This is a genomic window from Rhodoflexus sp. (genome assembly GCF_053489755.1).
The window spans coordinates 21405-36868 of the sequence record NZ_JBRCHD010000049.1 but is presented as its reverse complement, the minus strand read 5'-3'; the positions used below and the strand labels follow the sequence as shown (position 1 = coordinate 36868).

Below are 15464 nucleotides of genomic sequence, written 5' to 3'. Positions count from 1 at the left end.
TGAGCTACTTTATCCAAACCAAAAAACATAGAGGCGGCCGTTGTGATGGACAAACTCAACGCAACCCATATAAGAAACTGCGTGAGCGCTACCGCGCCGATGCCTATAATTTTACCCATCATCAGGTCAAAAGGGCGCACCGAACAAATCAATATTTCTATGATGCGATTGGTTTTCTCTTCCATTACTCCGCGCATAATCTGCGAACCATAAAGGAAAATGAAAACATAGATGAAAAACGCGCCTATATAACCTACGGCCATCGCTGCGTCCGAACTGCTGGCTTTTTCACCTTCTTCGCCAATTTTGATAGTGGCAATGTCCACTTTGGCGCGGATGCTGTCCAACTGTTCTTGTTTAATGCCGGAACGCATCATGCGAAGTTCTTCTATTTGTTGGCGAATGGCGCGTTCCAGATGGGACTTGGTTATTGGCGAGAGACTCTCTTGGGAAAAATAGGCGAAACCTTGCGGGTCGCTCAATTCAATAGCGGGAATGAGCAAAACACCATCGTACTTTTTCTGTTTCAGCGCCGCTTTGGCTTGGTCAATATCAATATCTAAAATACTGAAAGTCAATGATTTGCTGTTCTCAAATTTATCTTTGAACAAGCCGCTTTTATCAACGACGGCAATGTGTTGGTCATCTTCGGATGCAAAAACGGCAATCAGCGCCGGCACAAACAAGACGGCGCCAAACAGGATAGGTCCGAGAATGGACATAATCAGAAAACTTTTTTTGCGCACGCGAATTAGGTATTCGCGCTGCACAACGAGCCATATGTTGTTCATACAATAAGATGTAGGGGGTGTTTTAGTTGTTGTTAGCCGCTACCACGCGGATAAAAATTTCGTTCATATCAGGTATCTGTTCGGTGAACGACACAATATTTGCCTGCGCCATAAATGCCTGCAAAAGCCCGTTATTGCTGCCGTGATGGATTTTTACCGTATGCTTGTAAATTCCACCTGCTGCCTCTTCTACCTGCAATACCTCATAACCGTTTTCCGTCAATACGACAGGAGCATCAGTTTCGACAATAAACGTATGCGTTTTGTAAGCATTCTTGATGTCCGCTTTCTTACCTTCCAGCACCTTGCGCGAGCGATTGATCAGCCCGACGTAGTCGCACAGCTCCTCTACGGTATCCATGCGGTGTGTAGAAAAAATAATAGTGCTGCCCTGTCGGCGCAATTCCAGAATCTCATCGCGAATAAGGTTGGAATTAACAGGGTCGAAACCTGAAAAAGGTTCATCTAAAATAATCAACAGCGGTTGATGCACGACAGTTGCGATAAACTGCACCTTTTGCTGCATTCCTTTGGAAAGGTCTTCCACATTTTTGGCCGCCCAGTCCATCAGGTTGAGCCGTTCCAGCCATGCACGGATACGCTGACGGGCTTCACTTTCGCTCAGACCGCGCAAACGGGCGAGGTACATGAGCTGTTCGCCTACCTTAGACTTGCGATAAAGTCCGCGTTCTTCGGGCAAATAGCCGATCTGTTGGTGATGCACAGGCGCCAGAGGCTCGTTCATAAAGCTAACCGTACCCTCATCGGGCGCTGTAATTTGAGTAATAATCCGAATCAATGAGGTTTTTCCCGCGCCGTTTGGACCCAACAACCCGTAAATCTGCCCTTGGGGAACAGCAATACTAACATCCTGCAAAGCGGTATGCCCTGCGTAGCGTTTGACTAATTGGTTGGTTTCTAAAATATTCACCGGATTTTTAGTAGATTAGATGCAACTTCATTGGATTGAAAGGACGTTGCCACTATGCAAAAATATGCTTTTCTTTATGCTATTACGCAACTGTTACTTACAGGGTTATTGGCGGGTTGCGCTACTCCCGCCGACAGCGGCAAACAGCCTGACCAAACTTTGGGCATGAATACAGATACTAGCTATACAACCTTAGAAGCAGCCGTTATTCTCCCCGCCGGCGCATCGCTGGGCGAAGGCGCTTATTGGTATCACGCGCAGCAGAAACTCTGGTGGATTGATATTGAAAACGGACTGTTGCATATTTTCGATCCTATGAACAGTAACCTGCAAACCCATACAATGGGACGCCGGATAGGTACGGTCGTACCCGACCAAAAAGGCAATGCCGTTGTGGCGCTGCAAGACGGGATTTTTCGCTATCGGTTTGATAATCAATCGCTTGAATTGCTGGCTGCTCCTGAAAAAGACAAGCCCTACAATCGTTTCAACGACGGTAAGTGCGACCCGAGAGGCAGACTGTGGGCAGGCACAATGGCTATTAACGCTTCAGGTAAACAGGGCGCACTCTATTGCTTGGAAGAAAACGGCAAAATCACCAAAAAAATAGATAGCGTAGGAATTTCCAACGGTATTGTCTGGACGGCAGACGGCACAAAGATGTACTACATAGATACTCCTACAGGCCAAGTCCGCGCTTATGCCTACGATGCGGCCACGGCTGAGATCCGATTTGACCGCGTAGCAGTGCGTATTCCTGAAGGTGCGGGCTACCCCGACGGCATGGCTATAGACGCAGAAGGTATGATTTGGGTAGCACTGTGGGAAGGCAGTTGCGTCATGCGTTACAATCCCAATACGGGAAAGCCCCTACTTAAAGTCCATACGCCGGGTGCTTGGCGCGTTACCTCTTGCGCTTTCGGCGGCACACAGTTGGATGAACTCTACATAACAACAGCCGCTATCGGTCTCAACGAAGACCAACAGCGGCTCTATCCCAACAGCGGACACTTGTTCAAGATCAAATTAGAAAACATCAGGGGCGTTCCGATGATTTCTTTTGCCTATTAGTCAGTTGCATACTTCAGATCTTCCACAAGCTCGATCAAATCGCGCATCTGATTGATAACCAGCGCGTTATCAGAGAGTTTCAAATCCTGTCCAACCACCTGATAACCACTAAGCAAAATCTTGGTATCGGGGAAACGGTTGCAAAGAAAGTTTACATAAGTCTGTACATCCTCATCAGGAGGCACAGAAGTAATGACTGAAAGGAGGTAGTCGGGTCTGTGTATGTCATAAACCTGTGCCAAATCGCTCAGAGGCGTGCTTTGTCCAAGATAAATCACTTTATGACCGCGCGACTTAATCACGTAGTAGCTGAAGAGCAGGGTTATTTCGTGTAGCTCTCCCTCAGGGAGAAACAACATGAACTTTTTCTGATTAGGACGCGGCTCAAATTGTCCGTCAATGGCCACAATGATTTTTTGGCGAATCAGGTTTGTGATAAAATGCTCCTGAGCCGGGTTGATCGCATCGGTTGTCCAAAGCGTACCAATCTTGATCAGGAACGGATACACAATGTTTATCATGGTTTTTTCAAATCCATATTGCAGGATATTGGTTGCCATGATCTTTTCAAATTGCGCCTCATCCAGATCAATCATAGAAAGGGTCAGGGCATTGATTTGATTGTCAAAATTGCCTGACTGATGGATCGTTTCCATGACTTTCATACGGATCTCCTCGTAGCTCATCCGAGCTATCTTCGAGATCTTGATGCCGTGATTATTCAACAGGGCTATATTAAGCATCATTTTCAACTCTGATGCTCCATAAAGCCTGATGTTAGTGTCTGTACGTTCGGGCTTAAGAATACCGTATCTCTGCTCCCACATCCTGATGGTATGTGCCTTGATACCGGTCAGGTTTTCCAAATCTTTAATAGAGTAACTGCTCGCGCTCATGTCCGGTCTTAGATATGTCCAGCTTATCACGATAGATAAGCTGCTGGTTGTGAAGTAATTAAAGTTTGCTGAAAGTTTACGGAAGGCTTGTTACTCCGTAGCGTTTCCTGATTTTAGAACAAGCTACAGGAGAAATTGTTTAACAGATCCGCGCTATTTTTAGTCCTGTTCAGTTTTTTGGAGCAGTTGTGATGCCTGAGGTGCTGGTTGTTGCACAAGCATCGGAAGGGTAATGTAGAACGTACTGCCAAGGCCGGGTTGCGAAAAGAATCCAATCCGCCCTCCGCTCTTCTCAATCAAGTCTTTGCAGAAGGCAAGCCCCAGCCCACTGCCTGATTCGCCGACCGTACCTCGACGAGGCATACGGGAAGCATAGCTGAATACAATAGCATGTTTTTCGAGGGGTATGCCAATGCCATTGTCTTGCACATAAATAATTGCCTGTTCAGTTACAGGATTCTCCTCGCTGTAAATGACAATTTCGCCAAAGGTATTCGTAAACTTAATAGCGTTGCTAATCAGGTTGCGCGTCACAATCCGCAGGTGCTCTGCTTCGATGCGAACCATCAGTTGCCAGCGCTTTGTACAGGTATTCAGAGGCAATGCTTGTATTTTCTTGTTGCAAATAAGCATAGCCAATATCGCTGTAGCAGTTTGCCACGCCGCGTATATCGTTGAGTTTTTGCCTGATAGCAAGCGATTTTAAAATAATAGGCGACTGCTCCGGAATCTTCGTTGTGCAAAAGTTGGAAAGATGCCACATTGCTAAATGCAAACGCTTGCCCTGCCTCGTAGCCACTTTTCAGGGCCAGTACAAGTGCATTTCGGGTGTAGTAGTCCGAAGAGTCGGGATGACTGTTCCAATAGGCCCTTGCAATGTGTAATTGCGTATTGATAATGACTGTATCAATGGGCTGCCTAATGATTACTCGATGCATACTGTCCACGCAAGGATTCTGTGCCTGAGACAATCCAGATACCATCCACAGCAGCACACAAAGCAACAAGAGTCTTTGCACTACTTGCAAAACTTTTGAGATCAGCAAGTCGGATAATGGTTTAAGGTTAAATCGCAGCGGCTCGCTAAGGCAGCCTGAAGCGATGTTGTAAGGCCTTTAACTCTGCTACAGGCATTTGCAACAGCATCGGCTTTTTTTCCTGATGCAACCAATCGAGTATTTGCAATATTTCACTGCGCAGCATCGCGGTGCATCCGGCAGTTCCTTTGGATTGCCGAGGCGTACCGCCGCTCAAGTGCATAAATATGCATGAACCATTGCCTGCATGAACAGGCTGCGTATTATACCCTACAACAATTCCAAGCCGATAAAGTTCATCTTTTCTGCGCATATCTTCATAGCTTTTCCAGTCGGGCTGCGCAATACTGTCGCGGTTGATCACCTGATTGTAATAACGAGACTGCGGATCGTCTATGCAAAGCGTACTTTCATTGACTTGCAAGTAAGGAAACCGCCACTGCGACTGCGCTTGGTCATATCCATAGGCATAAAGCAGTGGAAACAGCCCGGCGGGCGCTTTGCCGTCGCCTTCGCGTTTGATAGGGGCGCTGCCGTCCTGTGGGCGAAAGGGCTGGCTGCTATCCCATGCCATACCATTTTTGCCCAAGACTACCTGAAAGGGCTTTCCTACCTTTTTCCATGCCGAGCGGCTGTCGGCACGCTCGTAGCGCTGAAGTGTTGCCGGAACTGCTGACCAGCCATCAGCCTGCACTACTACGAGTTGCAAACATGTTTCGGGTATTTGCTGCGCCCGGACCGGTCTGCTTACCCACAGCAGCACACAGCAACAAAATATAACGCGGATATAGTTTTTCATCGGCAGGAAATAGCTTAAATCAATGACTTTTCAAAATTCGTGCGTAAAATAGCACCCGCAAACACTCTAATTTAAGCAAATGATGGGTTTACTTCAAGGCAAGAATGCGCTGATTACAGGCGCTTCTAAAGGTATCGGGCGTGCTATGGCTATCCGTTTTGCACAAGAAGGTGCAAATGTAGGTTTTACTTATCTTTCCAGCGTAGCACAGGGAGAAGCGCTGCAAAAAGAATTAGAAGCACTTGGCGTAAAAGCCATCGGCTATCGCTCGGATGCCTCCGATCATCAGGCAGCCGAAGCACTGATCGCGCAGTTTATTGCTGATTTTGGCACAGTGGATATCCTGATCAACAATGCAGGAATTACCCGCGACGGTCTGCTAATGCGCATGAGCGAGGAACAGTGGGATGCCGTTATTAATACGAATCTGAAATCGGTTTTTAACCTGACTAAGGCTGCTACCAAGCACCTGATGAAGCAGCGTTCCGGCTCAATCATTAATATTACATCGGTAGTAGGAATAAAAGGTAACGCCGGACAGGCTAATTATGCTGCTTCTAAGGCAGGTATTATCGGTTTTACTAAATCGGTAGCACTGGAGTTGGGTTCGCGCAATGTGCGTTGCAATGCTATTGCGCCCGGCTTCATCGAAACGGAAATGACCGCGCAATTAGACCCTAAAGTAGTAGATAGCTGGAAAGAAAGTATCCCGATGAAACGCGGAGGCACTCCTGAAGAAGTAGCAGACTGCGCCGTGTTTCTTGGCTCTGATCTGTCGCGCTATATTACTGGGCAGGTATTGCAGGTCAACGGCGGTATGCTGACATAGGTCGTCCGGATTTTTACGAAGTACTGATTGGGTAGTTCCGATTTTAAACACTGATAAGTGCGGATAATGCAGGTTTGCACGGATTTTTTTAGTTAAAAAAACAGCGTTTATCTGTGTTATCCGCTCAAATCAACGTGTATAGATTTGCTTGTACATGACGGACTTTTTGTCAGGGCATTACGGCGCGGATACTGAATACGCTGCTGCTGTAGTTGTCAGCTACCTTCGCAGCAACAGGCCCCATCATCACTGTACTTTGACGGCTCAGGTCAATGACATTGGGTGAATTGAACATATTGGCAACCTCTACATTCATAGCAATCACATGCTGCGGGCGGCTCGACGTATTCAGCGTAGTGCTTAGCGGCAGGCGAATGACGCGGTAATTTTCGTCGCCCCCCACGTGAAATACCAACCCGCGCTGGTTGCCTGTCGGCGGGAATACCCTCCCCTCAATCATCAGGAATTTGTAACCTGTATTCCAGTCCCAAGCCATATTATTAGAAGGATCCAGATCGCCTACCTGATCGGTGGATAGATTGCGCACCGGATCTACGCCAACAGCAAACTCCAACTCATCGTATTTGCCAGCTGGTATATCGAGCGGCAACTCAAACAGATGTGTATTTTCTTTGCGCACAATCAGATGATAGCTGTTAGGCACAGCAAAAGAATCGCGGGTAGCAGTATTCCTGAATTTTACATTGCTCATGTAAAACTGAAAGCGCTCGATGGTAAAAACATCGCCATTGGCATTGCGATACTGCCTATCTGCCAATACAAGCGGTTGCCCTTCAAAGAGCATTGCCAAGTTAATCGTTACTTTGCTCCTGCCTTCGGGTTGTAGCGAATCATTGCAAGCTGAAAGCGCAAATACGCTCACCAATAAAACATAAATAATTTTTTTCATCGTTGAATAGTAGTTTGGACATCAGTGCGTTAATCTATAAACGGATCGTAAATTTATGAGGTTGCAGATGGTTCATACGGCAAAATATTGTAACTTTAAGCCACCAAAGCAGGAACAGGCTGCAACTTGTCCATCCCCTCTTTTTGCAGTTCTGTTGCAAAAGTAACACATTAACAAACATTTTTGTTCCAAGACTATAATCCACACATGATTGACGAATCACTCTTAGGTACACGCCAGAAAGCCCTGAAAATCAATTTAGACAAGCGTATTTACGGCTCTTTTGCCGAAATAGGTGCAGGACAGGAGGTGGCTTCCATATTTTTCAAAGCAGGCGGCGCTTCGGGTACAATCGCCAAAACCATGTCAGCCTACGACATGACTTTCAGCAATGCAATCTATGGCGAGGACAAGCGCTACGTATGCGAGCAGCGGCTAAACAAAATGTTTGCACACGAATACAGCCTGCTGGTGGAGCGGCTGGATAAAAAGCGTGGCGAAAGCACCAATTTTTTCGTTTTCGCTAATACTGTTGAGGCGCTGAACTACCAAAAAAGCAACCAAGGACATGGTTGGATAGGAGTGCGTTTCCAACTTTCGCCGCGTACTATGCCCAACGATGCAGTCATCCACGTAAAAATGCACGACAACGATGCCTTGCTGCAACAAAACGCACTGGGTATTATTGGCGTAAACCTGCTGTATGCTTGCTTTTACCTGCACGACGATCCCCAAGCAATGATCAAGTCGCTGATAGACAACCTGCACCGCGACAGAATAGAAGTGGATATGTTCCGCTTGACAGGTCCTAATTTCAAGCATGTGGACAATCGCCTGCTGAGCCTTCAATTAGTACAACACGGACTAACGGATGCTGCACTTTTTGGACCGGATGGCAACGTATTACAGGCTTCAGAAGCATTCTACAAGAAGAACGTACTTATATTGCGCGGCCGCTTCCGCCCACTGACCCATGTAAACATGGATATGCTCGAAAAAGGCTATCAAATGTTTATCCACGAGAACGGTGTAACCCCCGAAAACACGCTGAAAATCGCTGAACTGACCTTGCAGGATCTTAAGGCCGCCGATCCGGATATAGACGAGAAAGACTTCCTGGATCGCGTAGATATTTTGTGCTCACAAGGGCTTACCGTACTGATTTCTAACTACCATCGCTACCACAGGCTGGTAGGCTATCTGGCAACACAAACCAAACAGCAGATCGGTGTGATTCTGGGTATTCATAACCTGAGAACTATTTTCGACGAAGGACTGTACGATCAGTTGCCGGGCGGCATTTTAGAAGCCTTTAGTAAGCTGTTTAAAAAGAACGTGCGGCTGTACGTCTACCCCTTCCTCGATCAAGAAAGCAAGGTGCTGAATACCTGTGAAAACTTCGAGCTTACCGAATCACAGCGCCATTTGTTTGTTCATTTGCTGGCAAACCAACGCATACGCGACATTAAAAATGCTAACCTAGAAAATCTATATATCATCTCAGATCACGTACTGGCCATGATCAAAAAAGCTCAAGACGGCTGGGAAGCAATGGTACCTGAGGAGGTTGCACGCCTGATCAAAGATAAGTGCCTGTTCGGCTATCCTTGCGAACGCCTCAAACCCGGATTTTTCTTGGATACGCCAAGGGCAATAGACGCTGTGCCGGAATACAATGATCCGCCTTCATTGTGATCATAAAAACTAATTGTCGGTAGCTGATCAGATACCCGATTCCGCCTCAAAACTGCTAATTTTGCACTCAAATTTTAGAACAGCGAATTGGCACTCATCAAATCTATATCAGGCATTAGGGGTATCATAGGCGGTAGAGCCGGCGAATCGCTAACCCCTCAAGACGTTGTGCGTTATACAGCAGCATTTGGTACTTGGGTCTTGGCAAATGCGCCCAGAAAGCAAAAAATTGTAATTGGTAGAGACGCGCGTACGACAGGAGAAATGATCAACCGCCTCGTCGTATCTACACTGCAAAGTTTAGGCATCAACGTAATAGATCTTGGACTATCTACCACACCAACGGTAGAAATAGCAGTGGCAGATGAACAAGCAGGTGGAGGGATCGTCATTACTGCCAGCCATAATCCCAGCAATTGGAATGCACTTAAACTGCTCAATAGCAGAGGTGAATTTATCTCGGCAGAAGCTGGCGCAGAAATACTGGAAATTGCAGACAAAGACAGTATTGATTACGCCCGTGCAGGCAGCCTCGGCAGCTACACAACCAATAACAGCTATCTGCAAAAACATATCGAGAAAATTTTACAGCTCCCGTTGGTAGACCGAGCGGCTATTCAGGCGGCTGACTTCGAAATAGTGGTAGATGGGGTTAATTCTACAGGCGGCATTGCCGTACCTATGTTGCTGGAAGCTCTTGGGGTGCAGAAAATAGAAAAATTATACTGCGAACCCAACGGACTTTTTCCACACAATCCCGAGCCGCTACCCGAAAATCTGACACATATTTGCAGTAAATTGGAAGCCGGCAACTACGACCTCGGCATCGTTGTCGACCCAGACGTGGATAGGCTGGCATTCATTTGTGAGGATGGCACTCCGTTTGGCGAAGAATATACCTTAGTAGCGGTAGCTGATTATGTACTTAGCCAAAATGGTGGAGGCAATACTGTATCCAATCTGTCCTCTACCCGTGCCCTACGCGACGTAACGCAAAAGCGCGGTGGAAAATATTTTGCTGCCGCCGTTGGCGAGGTGAACGTAGTTGCAGCTATGAAAACCTACAATGCCGTTATCGGCGGTGAAGGAAACGGCGGCGTTATCTACCCCGAACTACACTACGGACGCGATGCACTCGTAGGTATCGCCCTGTTTTTGACACATTTAGCCAAATTTGGCAAGTCAGCCAAAATGTTACGGGCTACCTATCCCAACTACTACATTTCCAAGAATAAGATTGACCTCCACAACAGTATTGACGTAGATCAGGTGCTCGCCCAAGTGCAAGAGCGCTACTGCAAACAGCCCATCAACCGGATTGACGGGGTGAAAATAGAGTTTGATCGCGGGTGGGTACATCTGCGCAAATCGAATACCGAGCCAATTATCCGCATTTATGCCGAGTCGGAGTTGCAAGTAACCGCAGACTTTCTCGCTAATAAAATCATCAGCGACATCAAAGAAATTATTTCCTACAGAGCCAATTAAAACATCCTGAGATATGCGTATTTACTTAGACAATGCCGCCACTACGCAGTTAGACCGCGAAGTATTTGAAGCGATGACTCCTTTCATGTTGGAGCACTTTGGCAACCCTTCTTCTATCCACTCACACGGGAGTAAAGTGCGGGCTGCCATCGAGCAAGCTCGCAAGAAAATTGCCGCCACCTTCAATACCTCGCCTTCGGAAATATTTTTTACTTCAGGCGGCACAGAGTCTGATAATACTGCCCTTCGCTGCGCTATCCAAACACATGGCATTACACACGCTATTACCAGCCAACTGGAACACCATGCCGTACTGCATACGCTCGAAGAATTAGCCCAAAAAAATGCGATTCGCCTGAGCCTTGTAAGACACGACGCACAAGGCAATATTGACCTGAACCACTTGGAAGAACTGTTGCAAGCCAATCCCAACAGTTTGGTATCGCTCATGCACGGCAATAATGAAATCGGCAATATGCTGCCCATAGCAACCGTCGGGGAAATGTGCGAGCGATACGGTTCGTTCTTTCACTCCGATACCGTACAGACGGTAGGTCATTATCCCATTGATTTACAGAAAGTTAAAGTCCATAGCATCGTAGGCGCGCCGCATAAATTTCACGGCCCTAAGGGCGTTGGTTTCCTCTATGTACGCAACGACAAGAAAATCCATTCATTGATTACCGGCGGCGCGCAGGAGCGCAACATGCGCGGCGGCACTGAAAATGTTTACGGCATTGTGGGCATGGCAAAAGCCATAGAGTTATGCTATCAGCAATTAGATGCGCATATGAACTATATCAAAGGATTAAAGGCGTACATGATAGAACGCTTGAAAGCTACCTTCGACGATATTCGATTCAACGGCGCTTCCGGCGATGTTGAAAACAGCCTTTATACCGTTCTGAATGTGAGTTTTCCGCCATCGGAAGCCAACGAAATGCTTTTGTTCAACTTAGATATTCACCGCATTTCCGCTTCGGGCGGCAGCGCCTGCTCGAGCGGCAGTAACATAGGTTCGCACGTGCTATCGGCATTGCCTCATACCGCAGGCAGAGGCAACGTGCGCTTCTCATTTAGCAAGTATAACACCAAAGAAGAAATAGACTATACCATCGCCAAGCTGAAGGAAATTTTCCAGATGCAAACCGCCTGAAAAGCTAATCCTGTATTTTTCCGCTAACTTTGCCGCCTGAAAATTAAGCGAAACTTACAGGCTATCAACATTATGTCCATAGAAAACACAGGCGTTTTCCCCAAAATTATCGCGCACGCCAAAGAGTATGGATTTGTTTTCCCGTCCAGCGAAATTTACGATGGTTTGCAGGCGGTTTACGACTACGGCCAAAACGGCGTAGAACTGAAAAACAACCTCAAACAGCTGTGGTGGAAAACTATGACCCAAATCCATGATAACATTGTGGGTATTGATGCGGCTATCTTCATGCACCCCAATACATGGGTCGCATCGGGGCATGTGGCCAGCTTCAACGACCCGATGATTGATAATAAAGATTCCAAAAAACGCTACCGCGTAGATCACCTGATTGAAGGTTTTGCCGAACAGCTGACCGCAGAAGGCAAAGCCGACAAGGCACAGGCAATTCTGGACGAAATGAACCGCCTGCTGGCTGCCGAAGATTTCCCAGGGCTGCACCAGTTCATTACCGACGAAGGTATCAAATGCCCCATTTCGGGTACGGCTAACTGGACAGAAGTGCGTCAATTCAACCTCATGTTTGCTACGCAAATCGGTTCGGTAGCCGACGAGGCCAACACGATTTACCTACGTCCCGAAACCGCACAGGGCATTTTTGTCAATTTCCTAAACGTTCAAAAGACGGGACGCATGAAAATACCTTTCGGCATTGCGCAAATTGGCAAGGCTTTTCGCAACGAAATTGTCGCCCGCCAATTTATCTTCCGTATGCGCGAGTTTGAACAAATGGAAATGCAGTTTTTTGTGCGTCCGGGCAGCGAAATGGAATGGTACGACCATTGGAAAGACATGCGTATGAAGTGGCACAAAGCCCTTGGCATTCCTCAAAGCAAGCTACAATACCACGACCACGAAAAACTGGCGCACTATGCCAACGCCGCGCTGGATATTGAATATCAATTTCCGTTCGGCTTCAAAGAAATTGAGGGCATCCACAGCCGCACCGACTTCGACCTGCGCAACCATCAGGAACTTTCCAAAAAGAAAATGCAATATTTTGACACCGAAATCAATCAAAATTACATCCCGTATGTGATTGAAACTTCGGTTGGCGCTGACCGCATTTTCCTGATGCATCTTTGCAACGCCTACACCGAAGAGGCGATAGGCGAAGGCGAAAATCGCAAAGAGCGCACCCTTCTCAAACTGCACCCGGCGATTGCGCCTGTGAAAGCGGCGATATTCCCACTCACCAAAAAAGACGGTTTGCCCGAAAAAGCCGAGCAGATTTACAAAGCGCTCAAAACCGACTTCCGCGTTGTTTACGAAGAAAAAGACAGCATTGGCAAGCGCTACACCCGTCAGGATTTGATTGGAACGCCTTTCTGTATTGCCGTTGACCATCAAACATTGGAAGACGACACGGTAACTATCCGCGACCGCGACACCGCCACGCAACACCGTGTGCCTATCGCCGCCCTGCGCGATGAAATCGGTCATGCCGTTTCTTTTGCCCGCGTGTTTGAAAAGTTGTAATTCGCTAACGCAAAGCGAATATATTAAACCTGACGGGTCTGCGAGACCCGTCAGGTTTGTGCATAAAAGAATAAGGCTTTGAAAGTTTATATCTCAGGATAAGACTTCTAACCTATGCGTTCTCAGCGTAAAACTCAGCGCTCTTTTCGGTAGCTGCCCAATCGCAAAATTTCTAAAAAATTACCGCAGAGGTTGCGCGCAAGCACTTACTTTTGCGAAACATTTGCGCCTCATCAACGCGCTTGAAGATACGTACATCATAAATACTATGGGAAGAGCATTTGAAGCCCGAAGAGGCAAAAAAGAAAAACGCTGGGACTGGATGTCCAAAACATTTACGCGCTACGGACGCGAAATTGCGATGGCTGTAAAAGCCGGCGGCCCTGACCCAGAAACCAACACCAAACTGCGCCTGATTATTCAGAATGCAAAGCACGCCAATATGCCTAAAGACCGCATAGAAGCCGCTATCAAACGCGCCTCTTCTAAGGAGGAAGGCAATTTTGAAGAGGTAGTATATGAAGGTTATGGCCCACACGGCGTAGCCATTGTGGTAGAAACCGCTACCGACAACCCGACCCGCACCGTCGCGATGGTTCGTATGCACTTCAATCGCTCAGGCGGTTCTTTGGGCAAAACCGGATCATTGGACTTTATTTTTCAGCGCAAAGGTATCTTTGAACTCAACGCGGAAGGTCTGAATCGAGAAGAATTAGAACTGGAACTAATTGACTTAGGCGCAGAGGAGGTCTATGAGCAAGATGGAAAAATCATTGTACAGACTTCTTTTACCGACTTCGGCGCAATGCAAAAAGGGCTAGAAGAGCGCCATGTTCCTATCCTAAAAGCTGAGTTGCAACGCATACCGACCTCTTTCGCAGAAGTTACCGATGAGCAAGCCGAAGAGGTTTTGGAACTGGTAGATAAGTTTGAACAGGAAGATGACGTTACCGCCGTTTTTCACAACTTGAAATAATACAATAACGGTTGCGCCGGCTAAAAAAACCGACACAACACGGATTGAAGCGGATTACACCCGTACAAATGGATTTTTTTAATGTTGTAAAACAATGAAAGAATCTGGATTAATCAGCGTGATCCGCAACAATCCGCGTTCTAAAATCACACCTGAATTTTTATCCCCATGCAAGACCGCTACGCCATGCGCGGCGTTTCTTCCGGCAAGGAAGACGTACACAACGCCATTAAGCTGATAGACAAAGGTTTATACCCCAAGGCTTTCTGCAAAATCATGCCTGACCTGTTGGGAGGCGACGCGGAATGGTGCAACATCATGCACGCCGATGGTGCCGGCACTAAGTCCTCGCTGGCATACGTCTATTGGCGCGAAACAGGCGACCTTTCCGTGTGGAAAGGCATTGCGCAAGATGCTATTGTGATGAACTTAGACGATTTGCTTTGCATAGGCGCAACGGATAATATGCTGCTTTCATCAACCATCGGGCGCAACAAGCGATTAGTGCCGGGCGAAGTCATCGCGGCCATCATCAACGGCACGGAGGAGGTGCTGGAAATGTTGCGCAATCACGGCATCGGCATTTACAGCGCCGGCGGCGAAACTGCCGACGTAGGCGATTTGGTGCGCACTGTCATCGTGGACAGCGCCGTTACCGCACGCATGAGGCGCAGCGAAGTCGTCAGCAACGACCGCATTCGGGCAGGAGATGTGATTGTCGGGTTGGCATCTTTCGGGCAGGCGACCTACGAAGACCGCTACAACGGCGGCATAGGCAGCAACGGACTGACCTCTGCCCGCCATGACGTTTTCCACAAGCTGCTGGCTGAAAAATACCCCGAAAGCTATGACCCACAAGTACCTGCCGACCTGATTTACAGCGGCAGCCGCAGCCTCACCGAACGCTTTGAAGACCTTCCGGTGGATATCGGGCAGTTGGTGCTATCCCCTACCCGCACCTATGCGCCCGTTATCCGCGAAGTGCTTGCCGAATTGCGCCCATACATACACGGAATGGTGCATTGCAGCGGCGGCGCACAAACCAAAGTGCTGCATTTTATTGACCAACTACATATCATCAAGGATAACCTTTTTGAATGTCCGCCTTTATTCCGACTCATTCAGCAAGAAAGCGGCACAGATTGGCACGAAATGTACCGCGTGTTCAATATGGGGCATCGCATGGAACTCTACCTGCCGGAGCAATTCGCCGAAACGGTGATTCAGATTTCGCAATCATTTGGTATTCAGGCGCAAATCATCGGGCGCGTAGAAGCGGCAGACAAAGCGCAGGTAACCATACGCAGCCCTTACGGGGAGTTTGTTTATCATTAAACAGAGATTTG

15 protein-coding genes are annotated in these 15464 nt (G+C 47.6%); 8 read left to right on the top strand and 7 right to left on the bottom strand.

The annotated features are described in order from the left end of the window. On the bottom strand, positions 1–791 hold a 791-nt coding region (locus ACWIP2_RS11330; RefSeq protein ID WP_448520044.1), incomplete at its 3' end, for an ABC transporter permease. Positions 792–813: 22 nt separating this feature from the next. Continuing rightward, positions 814–1722: an ABC transporter ATP-binding protein gene (locus ACWIP2_RS11325; protein WP_448520043.1), complete on the bottom strand. Its 909-nt coding sequence runs from the start codon at positions 1720–1722 to the stop codon at positions 814–816. A gap of 54 nt (positions 1723–1776) precedes the next feature. On the opposite strand from ACWIP2_RS11325, the gene ACWIP2_RS11320 reads away from it, so the two are divergent. Continuing rightward, positions 1777–2793, top strand: coding sequence for an SMP-30/gluconolactonase/LRE family protein (locus ACWIP2_RS11320; protein ID WP_448520042.1), 1017 nt, complete (start codon positions 1777–1779; stop codon positions 2791–2793). Here ACWIP2_RS11320 and ACWIP2_RS11315 read toward each other — a convergent pair. From ACWIP2_RS11315 to ACWIP2_RS11300, 4 genes are all read right to left on the bottom strand, one after another. Next, positions 2790–3689, bottom strand: coding sequence for a MerR family transcriptional regulator (locus ACWIP2_RS11315; RefSeq protein ID WP_448520041.1), 900 nt, complete (start codon positions 3687–3689; stop codon positions 2790–2792). The genes ACWIP2_RS11320 and ACWIP2_RS11315 overlap by 4 nt on opposite strands. Positions 3690–3848: 159 nt before the next feature. Beyond that, positions 3849–4256 carry a sensor histidine kinase gene (locus tag ACWIP2_RS11310; RefSeq protein WP_448520040.1) on the bottom strand — a complete coding sequence of 136 codons (408 nt, stop codon included), beginning with the start codon at positions 4254–4256 and terminating at the stop codon, positions 3849–3851. After that, entirely contained in the window at positions 4204–4452 is a 249-nt protein-coding gene (locus ACWIP2_RS11305) for a hypothetical protein (protein WP_448520039.1), read from the bottom strand. Before ACWIP2_RS11305 ends, ACWIP2_RS11310 begins: the two co-directional genes overlap by 53 nt. Before the next feature lie 320 nt (positions 4453–4772). Next, on the bottom strand, positions 4773–5525 hold the full coding sequence (locus ACWIP2_RS11300; protein WP_448520038.1) for a L,D-transpeptidase family protein: 753 nt from the start codon (positions 5523–5525) through the stop codon (positions 4773–4775). A gap of 82 nt (positions 5526–5607) precedes the next feature. Between ACWIP2_RS11300 and fabG the strand changes: the two genes are divergently transcribed. Continuing rightward, a complete protein-coding gene (gene fabG, locus ACWIP2_RS11295) occupies positions 5608–6354 on the top strand; it encodes a 3-oxoacyl-[acyl-carrier-protein] reductase (protein WP_448520045.1) in 747 nt (248 codons plus the stop codon). A gap of 169 nt (positions 6355–6523) precedes the next feature. Here the strand turns inward: fabG and ACWIP2_RS11290 are convergent, their stop codons facing one another. Then, entirely contained in the window at positions 6524–7264 is a 741-nt protein-coding gene (locus tag ACWIP2_RS11290; protein WP_448520037.1) for an MbnP family protein, read from the bottom strand. A 207-nt stretch (positions 7265–7471) separates the two neighbouring features. Between ACWIP2_RS11290 and ACWIP2_RS11285 the strand changes: the two genes are divergently transcribed. The 6 genes from ACWIP2_RS11285 (at position 7472) to ACWIP2_RS11260 (ending at position 15453) form a co-directional block, all read left to right on the top strand. Continuing rightward, the gene (locus tag ACWIP2_RS11285) at positions 7472–8959 is read left to right on the top strand and encodes a TonB-dependent receptor (RefSeq protein ID WP_448520036.1); all 1488 of its coding nucleotides are present in this window, start codon (positions 7472–7474) and stop codon (positions 8957–8959) included. Positions 8960–9046: 87 nt separating this feature from the next. Next, on the top strand, positions 9047–10447 hold the full coding sequence (gene glmM / locus ACWIP2_RS11280; RefSeq protein ID WP_448520035.1) for a phosphoglucosamine mutase: 1401 nt from the start codon (positions 9047–9049) through the stop codon (positions 10445–10447). 13 nt (positions 10448–10460) lie between these two features. Then, entirely contained in the window at positions 10461–11603 is a 1143-nt protein-coding gene (locus ACWIP2_RS11275; RefSeq protein ID WP_448520034.1) for a cysteine desulfurase family protein, read from the top strand. Between the two features lie 72 nt (positions 11604–11675). Beyond that, positions 11676–13142 carry a glycine--tRNA ligase gene (locus ACWIP2_RS11270; protein WP_448520033.1) on the top strand — a complete coding sequence of 489 codons (1467 nt, stop codon included), beginning with the start codon at positions 11676–11678 and terminating at the stop codon, positions 13140–13142. A 268-nt stretch (positions 13143–13410) separates the two neighbouring features. Further along, a complete protein-coding gene (locus tag ACWIP2_RS11265) occupies positions 13411–14118 on the top strand; it encodes a YebC/PmpR family DNA-binding transcriptional regulator (protein WP_448520032.1) in 708 nt (235 codons plus the stop codon). 168 nt (positions 14119–14286) lie between these two features. Then, a complete protein-coding gene (locus ACWIP2_RS11260; RefSeq protein ID WP_448520031.1) occupies positions 14287–15453 on the top strand; it encodes an AIR synthase related protein in 1167 nt (388 codons plus the stop codon). The last annotated feature ends 11 nt before the right edge of the window (positions 15454–15464 follow it).

Coding starts and splice junctions, on each gene's coding strand:
- ACWIP2_RS11320 (WP_448520042.1), top strand. CDS start 1,777: ATGCAAAAATATGCTTTTCTTTATGCTATTACGCAACTGTTACTTACA.
- ACWIP2_RS11315 (WP_448520041.1), bottom strand. CDS start 3,689: ATGAGCGCGAGCAGTTACTCTATTAAAGATTTGGAAAACCTGACCGGT.
- ACWIP2_RS11310 (WP_448520040.1), bottom strand. CDS start 4,256: ATGGTTCGCATCGAAGCAGAGCACCTGCGGATTGTGACGCGCAACCTG.
- ACWIP2_RS11305 (WP_448520039.1), bottom strand. CDS start 4,452: ATGTGGCATCTTTCCAACTTTTGCACAACGAAGATTCCGGAGCAGTCG.
- ACWIP2_RS11300 (WP_448520038.1), bottom strand. CDS start 5,525: ATGAAAAACTATATCCGCGTTATATTTTGTTGCTGTGTGCTGCTGTGG.
- fabG (WP_448520045.1), top strand. CDS start 5,608: ATGGGTTTACTTCAAGGCAAGAATGCGCTGATTACAGGCGCTTCTAAA.
- ACWIP2_RS11290 (WP_448520037.1), bottom strand. CDS start 7,264: ATGAAAAAAATTATTTATGTTTTATTGGTGAGCGTATTTGCGCTTTCA.
- ACWIP2_RS11285 (WP_448520036.1), top strand. CDS start 7,472: ATGATTGACGAATCACTCTTAGGTACACGCCAGAAAGCCCTGAAAATC.
- ACWIP2_RS11275 (WP_448520034.1), top strand. CDS start 10,461: ATGCGTATTTACTTAGACAATGCCGCCACTACGCAGTTAGACCGCGAA.
- ACWIP2_RS11270 (WP_448520033.1), top strand. CDS start 11,676: ATGTCCATAGAAAACACAGGCGTTTTCCCCAAAATTATCGCGCACGCC.
- ACWIP2_RS11265 (WP_448520032.1), top strand. CDS start 13,411: ATGGGAAGAGCATTTGAAGCCCGAAGAGGCAAAAAAGAAAAACGCTGG.
- ACWIP2_RS11260 (WP_448520031.1), top strand. CDS start 14,287: ATGCAAGACCGCTACGCCATGCGCGGCGTTTCTTCCGGCAAGGAAGAC.